The 14384-nt window shown below is 63.3% G+C and carries 15 protein-coding genes; 8 read left to right on the top strand and 7 right to left on the bottom strand.

The genetic code is table 11. From position 1 onward, the window contains the following. Positions 1-62 precede the first annotated feature (62 nt). The 6 genes from etfB to J7E36_RS19120 all read right to left on the bottom strand — a co-directional run bounded on the left by etfB (position 63) and on the right by J7E36_RS19120 (position 7860). A complete protein-coding gene (gene etfB, locus J7E36_RS19145; RefSeq protein WP_215006289.1) occupies positions 63-833 on the bottom strand; it encodes an electron transfer flavoprotein subunit beta in 771 nt (256 codons plus the stop codon). A gap of 15 nt (positions 834-848) precedes the next feature. Continuing rightward, positions 849-2069 carry an electron transfer flavoprotein subunit alpha gene (gene etfA, locus J7E36_RS19140; RefSeq protein ID WP_215006286.1) on the bottom strand — a complete coding sequence of 407 codons (1221 nt, stop codon included), beginning with the start codon at positions 2067-2069 and terminating at the stop codon, positions 849-851. Further along, a complete protein-coding gene (dgcB, locus tag J7E36_RS19135) occupies positions 2066-4033 on the bottom strand; it encodes a dimethylglycine demethylation protein DgcB (protein WP_215006283.1) in 1968 nt (655 codons plus the stop codon). Before dgcB ends, etfA begins: the two co-directional genes overlap by 4 nt. Before the next feature lie 162 nt (positions 4034-4195). Beyond that, positions 4196-6256, bottom strand: coding sequence for a dimethylglycine demethylation protein DgcA (gene dgcA, locus J7E36_RS19130; RefSeq protein ID WP_215006280.1), 2061 nt, complete (start codon positions 6254-6256; stop codon positions 4196-4198). Between the two features lie 15 nt (positions 6257-6271). After that, the gene (locus tag J7E36_RS19125; RefSeq protein WP_215006277.1) at positions 6272-6802 is read right to left on the bottom strand and encodes a DUF5943 domain-containing protein; all 531 of its coding nucleotides are present in this window, start codon (positions 6800-6802) and stop codon (positions 6272-6274) included. An 80-nt stretch (positions 6803-6882) separates the two neighbouring features. Beyond that, positions 6883-7860, bottom strand: a complete 978-nt coding sequence (locus tag J7E36_RS19120; protein ID WP_215006274.1) for a dipeptidase — start codon at positions 7858-7860, stop codon at positions 6883-6885. Positions 7861-8094: 234 nt separating this feature from the next. Between J7E36_RS19120 and J7E36_RS19115 the strand changes: the two genes are divergently transcribed. The 4 genes from J7E36_RS19115 to J7E36_RS19100 all read left to right on the top strand — a co-directional run bounded on the left by J7E36_RS19115 (position 8095) and on the right by J7E36_RS19100 (position 9607). Continuing rightward, entirely contained in the window at positions 8095-8496 is a 402-nt protein-coding gene (locus J7E36_RS19115; RefSeq protein WP_215006291.1) for a lysozyme inhibitor LprI family protein, read from the top strand. 100 nt (positions 8497-8596) lie between these two features. Then, positions 8597-8851 carry a type II toxin-antitoxin system RelE family toxin gene (locus J7E36_RS19110; RefSeq protein WP_215006272.1) on the top strand — a complete coding sequence of 85 codons (255 nt, stop codon included), beginning with the start codon at positions 8597-8599 and terminating at the stop codon, positions 8849-8851. Continuing rightward, positions 8835-9158 carry a helix-turn-helix domain-containing protein gene (locus tag J7E36_RS19105; RefSeq protein WP_215006269.1) on the top strand — a complete coding sequence of 108 codons (324 nt, stop codon included), beginning with the start codon at positions 8835-8837 and terminating at the stop codon, positions 9156-9158. The genes J7E36_RS19110 and J7E36_RS19105 overlap by 17 nt, the downstream gene beginning before the upstream one ends. Before the next feature lie 32 nt (positions 9159-9190). Further along, a complete protein-coding gene (locus J7E36_RS19100; protein WP_215006266.1) occupies positions 9191-9607 on the top strand; it encodes a DUF3010 family protein in 417 nt (138 codons plus the stop codon). A gap of 376 nt (positions 9608-9983) precedes the next feature. On the opposite strand, the gene J7E36_RS19095 is transcribed toward J7E36_RS19100, so the two are convergent. Then, positions 9984-10943 (bottom strand): GlxA family transcriptional regulator, encoded by a 960-nt coding sequence (locus J7E36_RS19095; RefSeq protein ID WP_215006263.1) that lies wholly within the window; start codon positions 10941-10943, stop codon positions 9984-9986. A 169-nt stretch (positions 10944-11112) separates the two neighbouring features. Here J7E36_RS19095 and J7E36_RS19090 point away from each other — a divergent pair, with 169 nt between their 5' ends. From J7E36_RS19090 to J7E36_RS19075, 4 genes are all read left to right on the top strand, one after another. Beyond that, complete coding sequence (locus J7E36_RS19090; RefSeq protein ID WP_215006260.1) at positions 11113-12057, top strand: choline ABC transporter substrate-binding protein; 945 nt, start codon at positions 11113-11115, stop codon at positions 12055-12057. Between the two features lie 70 nt (positions 12058-12127). Further along, on the top strand, positions 12128-13015 hold the full coding sequence (locus tag J7E36_RS19085) for a 3-keto-5-aminohexanoate cleavage protein (protein WP_215006257.1): 888 nt from the start codon (positions 12128-12130) through the stop codon (positions 13013-13015). A gap of 153 nt (positions 13016-13168) precedes the next feature. Then, positions 13169-14134, top strand: a complete 966-nt coding sequence (locus J7E36_RS19080; RefSeq protein WP_215006254.1) for an L-carnitine dehydrogenase — start codon at positions 13169-13171, stop codon at positions 14132-14134. A 136-nt stretch (positions 14135-14270) separates the two neighbouring features. Further along, positions 14271-14384, top strand: a 114-nt coding sequence (locus J7E36_RS19075; protein WP_331275367.1) for a thioesterase family protein, incomplete at its 3' end; no start/stop codon positions are given.

The raw sequence follows: 14384 nt of genomic DNA, 5'->3' as shown, positions 1-14384 counted from the left end.
TGACACTCAGCTATCGCGAGCAGGCTCGCTCCCACAGAAGGACTTGCGGTGATTGTGGAGGCCTAGCGAACCACCCCTTCCTCAACCAACAACTTGAGAATCGCCTCGGCACCGGCCTCGGGACTCACGCCCTTGAGCACTTGCCCGCCCCCGCCGCTGGCCTTGGCCGTGGCGGCTTTCATGCGATCGGCGCCGCTCTTGGCCTTGATCACTTTGAGGCGCTTGGGGCGTGGCTTGGCCGGTTGCAGGGTGGCCACCGCCAGCAAGGCGTCATCGATCACTTCGATTTCTTCGGCGTGCAGCGCGCCGCGGCGTGCTGGGCCGTAGGCGCTTTGCCGGGGTTTTGGCGCGGCGTTATCCACAGTGGCCAGGAACGGCAGGCGTACTTTCAAGCGGCGCCGTTGGCCGCGGGGCAAGGCTTGCAGCACCAAGGCCACGCCGTTGTCGATGGATTCGACCTGGGCCAGCCCGACCACCAGTGGCCAGCCGAGGTTTTCCGCCAGCAGGAACGGCAGCATCCCGGAACCCTCGCCGGTTTCCGCCTGGGTGCCGGTGAGCACCACTTGGGCGCCGGCGTCACGCAGGTAATCGGTCAAGGCCGGCAGCGCGTCCGCACCCTCGGGGTTTTCCAGCACGTGAAGTTCGTCCAGGCCCATGCCCAGGTAAGCGCGCAGGGCCGGCTCGGCGACGTCGCCCGCGTGCAGCACTTGCAGGTCGCTGCCGGCCAGTTGCAGGCCCAGCTCCACGGCCCGGGCGTCCTGTTCGGCGCGACGGGGCCGACCGGAGGTCGGGTGGGCGCCGATGGAAACGAGGCTGATCACTTGAGTACTCATGGTTGAATCCTTAGCTTAAGCCGCATCGCGCCTGGCTTCGTTGCGGTAAGCCTCTACCGCCGCGATCAAGGCCTGGAGAATCGCCGCGCTGTCACCGATCACCGACAGGTCTGCCCGTTTGATCATGTCGCAGCCGGGGTCGAGGTTGATCGCCACCACCTTGTCGCAGGCGCCAATGCCCTGCAGGTGCTGGATCGCCCCGGAAATCCCCACGGCCACGTAGACTCGCGCCGTAACCCAGGTGCCGGACGCACCGACCTGGCGATCACGGGCCATGAAACCGTCGTCCACCGCCACCCGCGAAGCGCCCTCGGTGGCGCCTAGGGCCGCAGCCGTCTGGTGGAACAACGCCCAGTCCTTGACGCCGTTGCCGCCGGAGAAAATGAATTCGGCCTCGGCCATCGGGATCGCGCCCGGGTCCACCGCCACCGCGCCAAGATCTTCGATTCGCGACAAGCTACGGGCCACGCTTGTGGATAACTCAACCGGCAGCGCTTCGTGACGGGTTTCGCTGACCGGTTCGGCGCATTCGGCCGCCGCCAGGATCAACCGCGCCAACGGTCGGGCCAAGTCCTGCAGGCCGGCACCGGCGCGACCGATGCACTCCTCACCCTTGACCTGCCAGACCCGCGTGGCCGGACGTTCGCCCAAGGCGGCGGCGAAGCGACGGCCCATTTCGCCGCCACCGGTGCGGCTGTCGGGCAGCAACCAATGGCGGGGATTGAATTGGTTATCCACAGCCCGCAGACCCTGGACCCGTTGTTCCGGTGCATAACCATTGAATTCCTCGCCGTCGAGTATCAGCAAGCGATCGACACCGGCGGTGGCAAAGGCATTTTCCTTGTGCTCACCGAACACCACCGCCAACACTGCGCCGTCGCTGCCGGCCAACTGATGAGCCAGGCCGAGCAGATCGCGGTCATGGCTGCTGAGGCGGCCACCGACCATGTCCGGCACCACGCTGATGTAGAACGCCGGTTGCGACACCTGATGCAGCGGCAACTGAACTTCGGTGACAGCGCTGCGCTTGGTCGCACCGCCCTGCTGGGCACCGCTGCGGTCGATACGCTTGATGCCGTTGGGGCCGATGAAACCAACCCCGTGGACGTTCTTGCGCATGAGCCCGTGGGGGCCCATCCAGCTGTGCTGCACCGGTTGCATGGCCGCGTGCAGCGGGTGCAGGCGGTTGCGGGCGATCCACTCGGCGCGAGGGTCGCGGCGGATGATGTCGCTCATGAATGCACCTCCGCAGGTTCACGTTTGGCCGGGGCCACGGGCTTGCTCGGGGCCGCGTCTTCCAGCAGCGCATCGGCCACCAGTTCGGCAATGTCCTTGATCATCGGCCGCGGTTCGACCACGCCTTCCAGCATCGCGGTGCACTGTGGACAACCCACGGCCACCAGCTCGGCACCGGTTTCGCGGATGTCCTCCATGCGCATGTCCGGGATCCGCTGCTTGCCGGGAATGTCGGTGATCGGCGCGCCGCCGCCACCGCCGCAGCAACGGGAACGGAAACCGGAACGCTGCATTTCCTTGACCTCGATGCCCAGCGCACGCAGCACCTGGCGCGGTGCTTCGTATTCGCCGTTGTAGCGGCCCAGGTAGCACGGGTCGTGATAGGTCACGCTGTCGCCTTTGTGCTGGCCGAGGTTGAGGGCACCGGCGTCGATGATCTCTGCCAGGTAGGTGCTGTGGTGCTGCACCAGGTAGTTGCCATCGAACGCGCCGTACTCGTTTTTCAGCACGTGGAAGCTGTGGGGATCGCAGGTGACGATCCGGTTGAAGCTGTATTTGGCCAGGGTCTGGATGTTGCGCTTGGCCAACAGCTGGAACGTCGCTTCATCACCCAGGCGCCGGGCCACGTCACCGCTGTCACGCTCTTCGAGTCCGAGCACGGCGAAGTCGATATTCGCCGCCTTGAGCACTTTGACGAACGCACGCAGGGTCCGCTGGTTGCGCATGTCGAAGGCGCCGTCGCCGACCCAGAACAGCACGTCGGTGGATTTCTTCTCGCCGAGCAGGTTCAGGTTCAGGTCCGCCGCCCAGTTCATCCGCCCGCCAGGAGCGAAGCCGCCCGGGTTGTCGGTGGCGATGAGGTTTTCCAGCACCTCGGCGCCCTTGTTCGGCGTGGCGCCTTTTTCCAGGGTCAGGTGGCGACGCATGTCGACGATGGCATCGACGTGCTCGATCATCATCGGGCATTCCTCGACGCAGGCCCGGCAGGTGGTGCAGGACCACAGCGTCTCGGCGTCCACCAGGCCGTTGACGATCGGCTGGTGTGGATTGCCGCCGTGCTCGCCCAGCGGCTTGCCCCTGCCGTCAAGGGATGGGTATGGGCTGCCGGCAAATTTTGCGTCGGTGCCGCCCGCGAGGCCGACGACCATGTCCTGGATGAGCTTTTTCGGGTTCAGCGGCTGGCCGGCGGCAAAGGCCGGGCAAGCAGCTTCGCATTTACCGCATTGCACGCAGGCGTCGAAGCCGAGCAGTTGGTTCCAGGTGAAATCCTTGGGCTTTTCCACGCCCAACGGTGCAGCGGGGTCATTCAGGTCCAGTGGTTTCAGACCGGTGGAGCGGCCACCGCCAAAGCGCTCGGCGCGGCGGTGCCAGGCCAGGTGCAAGGCGCCGGCGAAGGCATGCTTCATCGGCCCGCCCCAGGTCATGCCGAAGAACAACTCCGAGACGCCCCACAACACACCCACACCGAGGATCGCGGCCAACACCCAGCCACCGAAGTTTTCCGGCAGGATGCCGGCCACGGGCAGGGTCACCAGGAAGAACGACGCCGAGAACGCCAGCAGGCTCTTCGGCAGGCGCATCCACGGGCCCTTGGACAAACGGGCCGGCGGATTGCGCCGTCGCAGGTAGACGAAGATCGCGCCGACGAACATCACCGCCGTCATCAACAGCAGCGCATAGCCGAGGACGCGGTTATGCAGGCCGAAACCATGCACCAGGATCGCCAGCACCACCGACGCCACCGCGCCACCGGCCGTGGCAACGTGGGTGTTGGCGATGTATTTGTCCCGCGCCACCACATGGTGCAAGTCCACCATGTAGCGTTTGGGCATGGCGAAGAGGCCACCGATCAGGTCGACCTTGGCCGGTCGTCCCCGGCGCCACATGTTCACCCGCCGCAAGGCGCCAAGGGCCGCGAGGCCCAGGGCGGCAAACAGCAGGATGGGAAGAAGGGTGTTCAGCATAGGTGTTGCTCCCAAAGACTTCAGGGTCTTGCAGGTCGAGATGCCTTACTCGGTTCCTGTGGGAGCGAGCCTGCTCGCGATTCAGGCGCCACGGTGCCTCAGGCAAACCGCGTTATCGTTCATCGCGAGCAGGCTCGCTCCCACAGGGTCATGTGCAAGCCGTTAGAAATCCTTGCACAACCGCAAGGCGTCGTAGATCGCGGCGTGGGTATTACGCTGCGCCACGCAGTCACCGATGCGGAACAACAGGTAACCATCGCCGCTCTGCTCGAGGCACGGTTGCGGCTTGATCGCGAACAGGGCTTCGACGTCGATCTGGCCCTTGTTGCGCGAACCTTCCTTCAGGGCGTAGTAGATTTCTTCGTCCGGCCGCACACCGTTCTCCACCACCACCTGATCCACCACGCGCTCTTCCTTGGCCCCGGTGTATTCGTTCTCCAGCACCGCCACCAGCTTGTCGCCTTCGCGGTAAACCTTCTCCAGCATCATGTCCCCGGTCATGATCACTTCCTTGGGGTACATGCTGCGGTAGTAGGTGGGGAACGACGTCCCGCCAATGGCCACGCCCGGCTTGATGTCGTCGGTGACGATCTCGACCTGGCTGCCCTTGTCGGCGAGGAAGTCGGCCACCGACATGCCGGTGAACTCGCAGATGGTGTCGTAGACCAATACGTTCTTGCCTGGCGCAACCTTGCCGTCGAGCACGTCCCAGCTGCTGACCACCAGCCCTTCGGCGGCGCCCCAGTGTTCGTTCTGCTCCAGGTACGGATGCCCGCCCACCGCCAGCACCACCACGTCCGGACGCAGGTCCATGATGGTCGCCGCATCAGCCGCCACGCCCAGGCGCAGGTCGACTTTGAGCCGCGCCAACTCCAGCTGGAACCAGCGGGTGATGCCGGCGATCTGGTCCCGTTGCGGGGCTTTCGAGGCGGTGGTGATCTGCCCGCCAATGAATTCCTTCTTCTCGAACAAGGTCACGTCGTGCCCACGTTCGGCAGCGACGCGCGCCGCTTCCATCCCGGCCGGACCGGCACCGACCACCACCACCTTGCGTTTCGGCCCGGTGGACTTCTCGATGATGTGCGGCACGCCCATGTATTCACGGGACGTCGCGGCGTTCTGGATGCACAGCACGTCCAGGCCCTGGTACTGGCGGTCGATGCAATAGTTGGCGCCGACGCACTGCTTGATCTGGTCGATCTGGCCCATCTTGATCTTGGCGATCAGGTGCGGGTCGGCAATGTGGGCGCGGGTCATGCCGACCATGTCGACGTAGCCGCCTTCCAGGATCCGCGTGGCCTGGTTCGGGTCCTTGATGTTCTGCGCATGCAGCACCGGGACCTTGACCACTTCCTTGATACCGGCGGCCAGGTGCAGGAACGGCTCCGGTGGATAACTCATGTTCGGGATGACGTTGGCCAGGGTGTTGTGGGTGTCGCAACCCGAGCCCACGACGCCGATGAAATCCAGCATGCCGGTGTCGTCGTAATACTTGGCGATCTGTTTCATGTCCTCGTGGGACAGGCCGTCCGGATGGAACTCGTCACCGCACAGGCGCATGCCCACGCAGAAATCGTCGCCCACTTCGGCGCGCACGGCCTTCAGCACTTCCAGGCCGAACTTCATCCGGCCTTCGAAGCTGCCACCCCATTCGTCGGTGCGCTTGTTGACCCGCGGGCTCCAGAACTGGTCGATCATGTGCTGGTGCACGGCGGACAGCTCGACGCCGTCCAGGCCACCGGCCTTGGCACGGCGCGCCGCCTGGGCGTAGTTGCCGATCACCCGCCAGATTTCTTCCGGCTCGATGGTCTTGCAAGTGGCGCGGTGCACCGGCTCACGCACGCCGGACGGCGACATCAGGGTCGGCCAGTTGAAGCCGTCCCAACGCGAGCGACGACCCATGTGGGTAATCTGGATCATGATCTTGGCGCCATGCTTGTGCATGGCGTCCGCCAGGTTCTGGAAGTGCGGGATGATGCGGTCGGTGGACAGGTTCACCGAACTCCACCATTCCTGCGGGCTGTCGATGGCAACCACCGAGGAGCCGCCGCAGATCGCCAGGCCGATGCCGCCCTTGGCTTTCTCTTCGTAATACTTCACGTACCGGTCGGTGGTCATGCCGCCGTCGGTGGCGTAGACCTCGGCGTGGGCAGTGCTGAGCACGCGGTTGCGGATGGTCAGTTTGCCGATCTGGATCGGCTGGAACATTGCTTCAAAAGCCATGGCGCGATCCTCGACTTACAACGGCTTGACGGTGAACAGGCCGTCGTCGTGGCCTTCTTCCGAACCGCCATAGACCTGCTCGGCCACGGTGCGGATCGAACTGCCACGCGCGGCGAGGATCTGGTCCATGGCCCCGGCGAACCAGCCAGTGAACATGTAGTCGACCTTGCGCCCGACCTTGCCGTACACGTAGACGAACGCCGAGTGTTCGAGCTTGACGCTGGCGGTGCCTTTGTCGAGGTCGATGTCCTGGATCTTGAACAGGCCCCAGCCGCGCTGCGACAGGCGCTTCATGTAGTGTTCGAACACCGCGACCCCTTCCAGGCCGTGGCACTCGGCTTCTTTTTCACACCAGTGCCAGGCGGATTTGTAGCCGGCCTTGTAGAGGATCTCGGCGTAGGCGTCGGCGCCCAGCACTTCCTCGATGCCCATGTGGTTGTTGACGAAAAAGTGCCGCGGCACGTAGAGCATCGGCAGGGCGTCGGAGGTCCAGACACCGGTTTCGCTGTCGACTTCGATAGGCAGTTGCGGGGCGATTTTGGCCATGAAAACGTGACTCCGGAAAGGCGTGGTATTGCCTGCGGCGCCAGGGGCCGCAGGTAAGGTATTCAGCAGTGCGGCGACGTTTATTCGCCCCAGACGTCCTTCAGGACGTTGACCCAGTTTTCACCCATGATCTTGCGCACCACCCGCTCAGGATGGCCGCGTTTGAGCAACGTTTCGGTGAGGTTCGGGAATTCGCCAACGGTGCGGATGCCCAGGGGGTTGATGATCTTGCCGAAGCTGGTCAGACGACGGGCGTAGCCCTTGTCGTGGGTCAGCATTTCGAAGAAGTCCTGGCCATGGCCCTGGGTGAAGTCGGTGCCGATGCCAATGGCGTCTTCACCGACGATGTTCATGGTGTATTCGATGGCTTCGGCGTAGTCGTCGATGGTCGAATCGATGCCCTTGGCCAGGAACGGCGCGAACATGGTCACGCCGACGAACCCGCCATGGTCAGCGATGAACTTCAGCTCTTCGTCGGACTTGTTGCGCGGGTGCTCTTTCAGGCCGGACGGCAGGCAATGGGAATAGCAGACCGGCTTCTTCGATTCGAGGATGACTTCCTCGGAGGTCTTGGAACCCACGTGGGACAGGTCGCACATGACGCCCACGCGGTTCATCTCGGCGACGATTTCGCGACCGAAGCCCGACAGGCCACCGTCACGCTCGTAGCAGCCGGTGCCCACCAGGTTCTGGGTGTTGTAGCACATCTGCACCACGCCGACGCCGAGCTGCTTGAAGATCTCGACGTAGCCGAGCTGGTCTTCGAACGCGTGGGCATTCTGGAAACCGAAGATGATCCCGGTCTTGCCTTGTTCCTTGGCACGACGGATGTCGGCGGTGGTTTTCACCGGGATCACCAGGTCGCTGTTCTCGCGGATCAGTTTCTGGCTGGCAACGATGTTGTTGATGGTGGCCTGGAAGCCCTCCCACACCGACACCGTGCAGTTGGCCGCCGTCAGGCCGCCCTTGCGCATGTCTTCAAACAGCTCGCGGTTCCACTTGGCAATGATCAGCCCGTCGATAACGATGCTGTCGGCGTGCAATTCGGCTGGGCTCATCAGGCAGTCCCCTTTTGTCAGACTTCACGCGCCGAATCGTGTGCCGGCGCTTTGGGGCCAGCATATGCCTGAGGGCCGCGACGACCGGGTGCAAAAACGACAGGGGAATTGCCGAAAGCGTCAATCCACGACAAAGGCCTGTCGCCGGTCCACCCTCCCCGTCTGTTCATTGCCCGGCGCTTGCGCCAGAATCCGCTGCATCACTGGCTTTCACCGGACTCGAGCGGCAACGCAATGAAATCACTCTTCCTGGCTTTGGCACTGATCAGCACCGTCGCCCACGCGGCAGAAGACATCGAACAGAACCCCTGCGACGCCGTCGAAAACGACGTCCAGACCCTGGCCTGCTCGGCCTACGGCAAAACCGCCGCCGAACAGTTATTGAACGAAAACCTGCAAGGCCTCAACGAACGCCTGCAAACCCGCTACGCCAGCGACAAGGCCCAGCTGGGCGACATCACCAGCAAAATCAAGGCCGCCCAACAACTGTGGCTGAAACAGCGCGAAGCCGATTGCGCCATCGCCGCTTTCCCGGCCAAACCCGGCAGCGAAGCCTACAAAATCGCCGAAAACGACTGCATGGCCCAGGTGAGCGATGATCGGTCGGAGTTTTTGGAGTCGATCGGACAGGAATAGAAGGCCACCACGAAGCAATATCCAGACACCGTTCGCGCGCTGGCCCTGGGAGAAATATAAGTCAGGATTCGCAAATCTTATAAAAGACTTATATTCTTCCATGAACACTATCCACTGGACCAGAAAAGCCGTTAAGCAGCTTTTGCGATTGCACTCAGTTCATCAGGCTCAAGTTCGGGACGCCGTCACGGCGCTCGCCCAAATGCCCGACGTGGTCAACGTCAAAGCACTTGTCGGTCATGGGTATGCGTACCGCCTGCGGGTGGGGAGCTACCGAGTTATTTTCGATTGGGACGGGGCGATCCAGGTCGTCAGCATTCAAGAGGTCAAGAAACGCGATGAACGTACCTACTGATATTCAGATCATCAACGACGCGAACGGGAACCCGGCATTTGTGGTCATTCCGTATGCCCAATACACGGCGCAGAAACTCGTACCCGACCTCATCCCCCATGAAGTAGTCAGCCGTATCGTTGACGGTGCCACCCCCATCCGCGCCTGGCGCGAACACCTGAACCTGACCCAGGATGACGTCGCCAAGCGCCTGGGCATTTCCCAGCCCGCCTTTGCCCAGCAGGAATCCGTCGCAAAACCCCGTCGAGCCACCCGTGAAAAAATTGCCGCGGCCTTTGGTATCCATGCTGACCAGTTGGAGCTGTAAGCTGCACGCCACCCTTGAGCAAAAGGATTGACATGAAAACCTGCGGCATCGAAATCAAAGGCAGCGAAGCGATCATCGCCGTGGCCTCGCTGGATCAGCAGACGCTGAGTCACGTCGCGCTGAACACCAAGAAAATCGCCCTGGACGACGATGACGAAGCCGCCAACGTCAAGGCGTTCGCGGCCCAGGTTCGGGCGTTTGTGCTGGATAACGGGATCGAACGCATCGCCATCAAGAAGCGCAGCAAGAAAGGCGAGTTCGCGGGCGGGCCGACCACGTTCAAGATCGAAGGGGTTTTCCAGTTGCTGGAAGGCTGCGAGGTGACGCTGTTGTCGCCGCAGACCATCAATGCGCAGAACAAGAAACACGACTTCGCCCTGCCGGCGACGCTGAACAAATATCAGCATGAGGCGTATAAGGCGGCGTGTTCGGCGTTGGTGAAGAAGTAACCCGGATCCACCTGATGAAATGCATTCCTGTGGCGAGGGAGCTTGCTCCCGCTGGACTGCGCAGCAGGCCAAAAAACGGGGCCGCTTCGCGCCCCAGCGAAAGCAAGCTCCCTCGCCACAGGCACTGCCGGCAGAGATCAAGGGGTAACCGCCAAGATTGGACTTCCCACACCAGCCCCTTGTCACGCAGCGCGTCGATGCAGGATTGAACGGTCTGGGCTCAGGCACGACTTCGCTGCCCGTACTCCTGAGACCTGCCTACGGCCTCCAGCGTTGAATCGGTGAAGGGCGCAAGGTGCGCTTGGTAGGCTTTTATACCCAATTATGGGGACAGGTATAAATTATAGTCGCGACCATAATTGAGTATAAAAGCCTGTCAAACCAACTCCCGCCCGTCCCCCTGCCGCCGCCGATCCTCCCGCGGGCAACGCTCGAACCGCGCCCGATAACTGCGGGTGAAATACGACGGCGACTCGAATCCACAGGCGATGCTCACCTCCAGTACGCTCATGTCGGTCTGGCGCAGCAGCTGCCGGGCCTTTTCCAGGCGCAGGCGCAGGTAGAAATTGCTCGGGGTGTCGTTCAGGTGCAGGCGGAACAGCCGTTCGAGCTGGCGCCGCGTGACGTTGATGGATTCGGCCAGGGCCAAGGTGCTCAGGGGCGGTTCGCTGTGGGTTTCCATCTCACCGATGACATGCACCAGCTTCTTGTTGCGAATGCCATAACGGCTGGCGATTTCCATGCGCTGGTGGTCTTTGCGCGGGCGGATGCGGCCAAGCACGAATTGCTCGCTGACCTGGATCGCCAAGTCAGCACCGTGAGCCTGGCCGATCAGGTCCAGCATCAAATCAATCGAAGCGGTACCGCCGGCGCAGGTGATGCGGCGACGGTCGATCTCGAACAGTTCCTGGGTCACGCCGAGCTGTGGATAGGATTCCTTGAACGCCTCGATCGCTTCCCAGTGCAGGGTCACCCGGTGCCCGTCGAGCAACCCGGTTTCGGCCAGGACCACGCTGCCGGTGTCGATGCCGCCGAGGATCACGCCTTCGTTGTCCAGCCGATGCAGCCAGCGTTCCAATGCCGGCGTCACGAATTTCAGCGGCTCGAACCCCGCCACCACCCAGAGGGTCGCGCCCTTCTTCAATGGCTCCAGCGCGGCATCGGCGTTGACCGACATGCCGTTGCTCGCCAGCACCGCCCCGCCATCGGCACTCAATACATGCCAGCGGTACAGCTCGCCACGAAAGCGATTGGCGACCCGCAACGGCTCGATGGCTGAAATGAAACCGATGGCCGAAAAACCCGGCATCAACAGAAAGTAGAAATCCTGGGACATGGCGCGCGCTCGGTGGGCGGGTAGCGTGAGGATCTTGATACGCGACAGGTCGCTGCAGTGCAAGAGCACGTCGCTGCAGTGCGCTTTGCCCGGGGCGCGGCTACGTAACGTGGCATCACCGGCGCACAGATGCCGGAACCCCATAACAATAAGCTGCCGAGGCCCCGTCATGAAACGATTGATCAGCTCCTGCGTTCTTGCAATCAGCGGTACCGTTTTCCTCAGCTCGGCCACCCTGGCGGCCGAGCCTGCCGCGTGCCAGAACGTGCGCCTGGGCGTGGTCAACTGGACCGACGTCATCGCCACCAGCGCCTTGACCCAGGTGATGCTCGACGGGCTCGGCTACAAGACCAAACAGACCAGCGCTTCCCAGCAAATCATCTTCGCCGGCATCCGCGACCAGCGCCTGGACCTGTTCCTCGGCTATTGGAACCCACTGATGACCCAGACCATCACCCCGTTCATCGAGGCCAGGCAGGTGAAGGTGATGGAACAGCCGAGCCTCAAGGACGCCCGCGCGACCCTGGCCGTGCCGACGTACCTGGCCGACAAGGGCCTGAAGACCTTCGCCGACATCGCCCGATTCGAGAAGGAACTGGGCGGCAAGATCTACGGCATCGAGCCCGGCTCCGGCGCCAACACCCAGATCAAGGCGATGATTGCCAAGAACCAGTTCGGCCTGGGTAAATTCCAGCTGGTGGAATCCAGCGAGGCCGGCATGCTCGCCGCCGTGGACCGTGCCGTGCGACGCAAGGAAGCCGTGGTGTTCTTCGGCTGGGCGCCGCACCCGATGAACGTCAACGTGCAGATGACCTACCTCACCGGCAGCGAAGACGCCCTTGGCCCGAACGAAGGCATGGCCACCGTGTGGACTGTCACCGCGCCGGACTACGCGCAACAGTGCCCGAACGTCGGTCGCCTGCTGAGCAACCTGACGTTCACCGCCGAAGATGAGAGCCGGATGATGCAGCCGCTGCTCGATCACAAGGACCCGCTCGAATCGGCCCGGCAGTGGCTCAAGGACCATCCGCAAGACAAGCAGCGCTGGCTCGAAGGCGTTACCACGTTCGATGGCAAACCGGCCGCCGACAACCTGCAACTGACCACTAACTGACCCACGCCATCCCCCTGCGCAGCGCCAACCGCCTGCGCAATGACTCACCTCGCCTGAAGGAAGCCGCACCATGAACCACGACGTCATCATCACCTGCGCACTCACCGGTGCTGGCGACACGACCGCCAAGAGTCCCCACGTACCGGTCACGCCGAAGCAGATCGCTGCGGCCGCCGTCGAAGCCGCGAAAGCCGGGGCCACGGTGGTCCACTGCCACGTCCGCGACCCGCAGACCGGCAGGTTCAGCCGCGACGTGGCGCTGTACCGCGAAGTGATGGAGCGCATTCGGGAGGCCGACGTGGACATCATCGTCAACCTCACCGCCGGCATGGGCGGCGACCTGGAGATCGGCGCCGGCGAGCGGCCGATGGAGTTCGGCCCCAACACCGACCTGGTGGGCCCGCTGACCCGCCTGGCCCACGTCGAGCAACTGTTGCCGGAAATCTGCACCCTGGATTGCGGCACCCTGAACTTCGGCGACGGCGACACCATTTATGTATCCACCCCGGCACAACTGCGGGCCGGGGCCAGGCGCATCACCGAACTGGGGGTCAAGGCCGAGCTGGAAATCTTCGACACCGGCCACCTGTGGTTCGCCAAGCAACTGATCAAGGAAGGCCTGCTGGACAACCCGTTGTTCCAGCTCTGCCTGGGCATCCCCTGGGGCGCACCGGCCGACACCACCACCATGAAAGCCATGGTCGACAACCTGCCGCCGGATGCCGTGTGGGCCGGCTTCGGCATTGGTCGCCTGCAAATGCCCATGGCCGCCCAGGCCGTGCTGCTCGGCGGCAACGTGCGGGTCGGGCTGGAAGACAACCTCTGGCTGGACAAAGGCGTACTTGCCACCAACGGCCAACTGGTGGAGCGCGCCGGGGAAATCCTCAGCCGCCTCGGGGCGCGCGTCCTGACGCCGGCTGAAGGCCGCAAGAAAATGGGGCTGACCCAGCGCGGTTGACCAGACACCCATTTCCCCTGTGGGAGCGAGCCTGCTCGCGATAGCGGAGTGTCAAACAGCACATCTATCGCCTGATGCACCGCTATCGCGAGCAGGCTCGCTCCCACAAAGGCTCCCCACATTCAGTTCAACGTATTATTTCAGGAAACCACCATGCGCTTTATCACCGACATCAAGACCTTCGCCGCCCTGGGCAGCGGTGTAATCGGCAGCGGCTGGGTCAGCCGCGCCCTGGCCCATGGGTTGGACGTCGTCGCCTGGGACCCGGCGCCGGGTGCCGAAGCGGCACTGCGCAAACGCGTTGCCAGCGCCTGGGGCGCGCTGGAGAAACAAGGCCTGGCGCCTGGCGCCTCCCAGGATCGGCTGCGCTTTGTCGCGACCATCGAAGCGTGCGTGCGCGACGCCGACTTCATCCAGGAAAGCGCCCCCGAGCGCCTGGAGCTGAAGCTCGAACTGCACAGCCAGATCAGCGCCGCCGCCAAGCCGAATGCGTTGATCGGCTCCAGCACCTCGGGGTTACTGCCGAGCGAGTTCTATGAAGGCTCCACTCACCCGGAGCGCTGCGTGGTCGGGCACCCGTTCAACCCCGTCTACCTGCTACCGCTGGTGGAGGTGGTCGGCGGCAAGCACACCGCGCCCGAAGCCATACAGGCCGCCATGCAGGTGTATGAATCCCTCGGCATGCGGCCCCTGCACGTGCGCAAGGAAGTGCCCGGCTTCATCGCCGATCGTTTGCTCGAAGCGCTGTGGCGTGAGGCGTTGCACCTGGTCAACGACGGCGTGGCGACCACCGGCGAAATCGACGATGCCATCCGCTTCGGTGCCGGGTTGCGCTGGTCGTTCATGGGCACGTTCCTGACCTATACCCTGGCCGGCGGCGACGCCGGGATGCGCCACTTCATGGCCCAGTTCGGCCCGGCGCTGCAACTGCCGTGGACCTACCTGCCAGCGCCGGAACTGACCGGGAAATTGATCGACGATGTAGTGGAGGGCACCCGCGAGCAACTGGGCAGCCACAGCATTTCGGCGCTGGAGCGTTATCGCGATGATTGCCTGCTGGCGGTGCTGGAGGCCGTGAAGGCCACCAAAGAGAAGCATGGAATGGCCTTCACCGACTGAACCTGTAACTGATCGTTCCCACGCTCTGCGTGGGAATGCAGCCCGGGACGCTCCGCGTTCCGAATAAAGCGTGACGCAGAGCGTCACAGCGGCGTTCCCACGCAGAGCGTGGGAACGATCATGCCCGGAGACAACCATGCCCACCCTCACCACCTACCAAACCCACATCCGCCCCGAATGGGTCGACTACAACGGTCACCTGCGCGACGCCTACTACCTGTTGATTTTCAGCTACGCCACCGACGTTTTG

The sequence above is a fragment of the Pseudomonas fluorescens genome (genome assembly GCF_018614775.1).
GTDB lineage: Bacteria > Pseudomonadota > Gammaproteobacteria > Pseudomonadales > Pseudomonadaceae > Aquipseudomonas > Aquipseudomonas fluorescens_BY.
The sequence above is the reverse complement of the archived record's forward strand: the minus strand, read 5'-3'. Positions and strand labels throughout refer to the sequence as shown.

Coding starts and splice junctions, on each gene's coding strand:
- dgcA (WP_215006280.1), bottom strand. CDS start 6,256: ATGGCTTTTGAAGCAATGTTCCAGCCGATCCAGATCGGCAAACTGACC.
- J7E36_RS19085 (WP_215006257.1), top strand. CDS start 12,128: ATGAACCACGACGTCATCATCACCTGCGCACTCACCGGTGCTGGCGAC.
- J7E36_RS19120 (WP_215006274.1), bottom strand. CDS start 7,860: ATGAGCCCAGCCGAATTGCACGCCGACAGCATCGTTATCGACGGGCTG.
- J7E36_RS19095 (WP_215006263.1), bottom strand. CDS start 10,943: ATGTCCCAGGATTTCTACTTTCTGTTGATGCCGGGTTTTTCGGCCATC.
- J7E36_RS19110 (WP_215006272.1), top strand. CDS start 8,597: ATGAACACTATCCACTGGACCAGAAAAGCCGTTAAGCAGCTTTTGCGA.
- J7E36_RS19080 (WP_215006254.1), top strand. CDS start 13,169: ATGCGCTTTATCACCGACATCAAGACCTTCGCCGCCCTGGGCAGCGGT.
- J7E36_RS19100 (WP_215006266.1), top strand. CDS start 9,191: ATGAAAACCTGCGGCATCGAAATCAAAGGCAGCGAAGCGATCATCGCC.
- J7E36_RS19115 (WP_215006291.1), top strand. CDS start 8,095: ATGAAATCACTCTTCCTGGCTTTGGCACTGATCAGCACCGTCGCCCAC.
- J7E36_RS19090 (WP_215006260.1), top strand. CDS start 11,113: ATGAAACGATTGATCAGCTCCTGCGTTCTTGCAATCAGCGGTACCGTT.
- etfA (WP_215006286.1), bottom strand. CDS start 2,069: ATGAGCGACATCATCCGCCGCGACCCTCGCGCCGAGTGGATCGCCCGC.
- J7E36_RS19125 (WP_215006277.1), bottom strand. CDS start 6,802: ATGGCCAAAATCGCCCCGCAACTGCCTATCGAAGTCGACAGCGAAACC.
- dgcB (WP_215006283.1), bottom strand. CDS start 4,033: ATGCTGAACACCCTTCTTCCCATCCTGCTGTTTGCCGCCCTGGGCCTC.
- etfB (WP_215006289.1), bottom strand. CDS start 833: ATGAGTACTCAAGTGATCAGCCTCGTTTCCATCGGCGCCCACCCGACC.
- J7E36_RS19105 (WP_215006269.1), top strand. CDS start 8,835: ATGAACGTACCTACTGATATTCAGATCATCAACGACGCGAACGGGAAC.